2 protein-coding genes are annotated in these 1,230 nt (G+C 71.2%); both read left to right on the forward strand.

Annotation, left to right across the window (positions count from 1 at the left end; genetic code table 11):
- Positions 1-19: 19 nt before the first annotated feature.
- Complete coding sequence (locus AC1D12_RS33665; protein WP_477845423.1) at positions 20-814, forward strand: amino acid ABC transporter ATP-binding protein; 795 nt, start codon at positions 20-22, stop codon at positions 812-814.
- 23 nt (positions 815-837) lie between these two features.
- Positions 838-1,230, forward strand: a 393-nt coding sequence (locus AC1D12_RS33670) for a glutathione S-transferase N-terminal domain-containing protein (RefSeq protein WP_477845422.1), incomplete at its 3' end; no start/stop codon positions are given.

Here is a 1,230-nt window from a genome sequence, read left to right on the forward strand (position 1 = left end):
GCCTTCCGTTGACGAACCGCTGGTCTCGCTGGACGACGTGCACCTGTCCTTCGGCGACAACGAGGTGCTGAAGGGCATCTCGCTGCAGGTGAAGCGCGGGCAATCGGTCTCGATCATCGGGCCCTCGGGCTCGGGCAAGTCGACGCTGCTGCGCTGCATCACCGGGCTGATCCGGCCGCAGCGCGGCGAGATCCGCGTCGGCGGCACGCGCGTCGACCAGCTGCGCAGCGAGGCCGAGTTCATCGCGCTGCGCAAGCGTGTCGGCTTCGTGTTCCAGCAGTACAACCTGTTCCCGCACCTGAGCGTGCTCGACAACCTGCTGATCGCGCCGACGCTGGTGGCCGGCCGCGACCGGGCCGAGGCACGGCGCGAGGCACTGGCGCTGCTCGACAGGGTGCGGCTGCTGCACAAGCAGGACGCCTGGCCGGGCGAGCTCTCCGGSGGGCARCAGCAGCGCGTGGCCATTGCSMGGGCSCTGGCGATGCGCCCGGAGCTGATGCTGTTCGACGAGGTCACGTCGGCGCTCGACCCGGAGACGGTCGGCGAGGTGCTGCACGTGATCCGCGAGCTGGCGGCCGAGGGGCTGAGCTGCGTGCTGGTGACGCACGAGATGCGCTTTGCCGAGGAGGTCAGCGACGAGGTGGTCTTCACCGAGGCCGGCCGCGTCGTCGAGCACGGCCCGRCCGCCCGCGTGTTCCATGCGCCGACCAGCGAGCGCACCCGCGCCTTCCTGAACCGCAGCCTCGACCCGTCGCGCGCGCCGGTGCTGCCGCAGGTGCCCCTCGAACTCGCGGGCTTGCGATTCGCCATCTGATCTCTTCTTCACCACCCCCACCCATGATCGACTTCTACTACTGGCCCACCGGCAACGGCATGAAGATCGCCATCGCGCTGGAAGAACTCGGGCTGCCGCACACCCCGTACCCGCTGAACATCCGCACGAAGGAGCACCACACGGCGGCGTTCGCGGCGCTGAACCCGCACCGCCGCACGCCGGTGATCGTCGACCACGCGCCGTTCGGCGGCACGGCGCCGCAGACGGTGGTGGAGTCGGGCGCCATCCTGCTGTACCTGGCCGGCAAGACCGGCGCGCTGCTGCCGCCGGACGAGGCCGGGCGCTGGCAGGTCACGCAGTGGCTGTTCTGGCATGCCGCGCACCAGGCGAGCGGGCTCGGCCTGCTGCAGCGCTGGCACGAGGGCGAGGCGGCCGGCGCGAGCGATGCGCAGCGC

Source organism: Rhizobacter sp. P1_G5, from assembly GCF_056405435.1.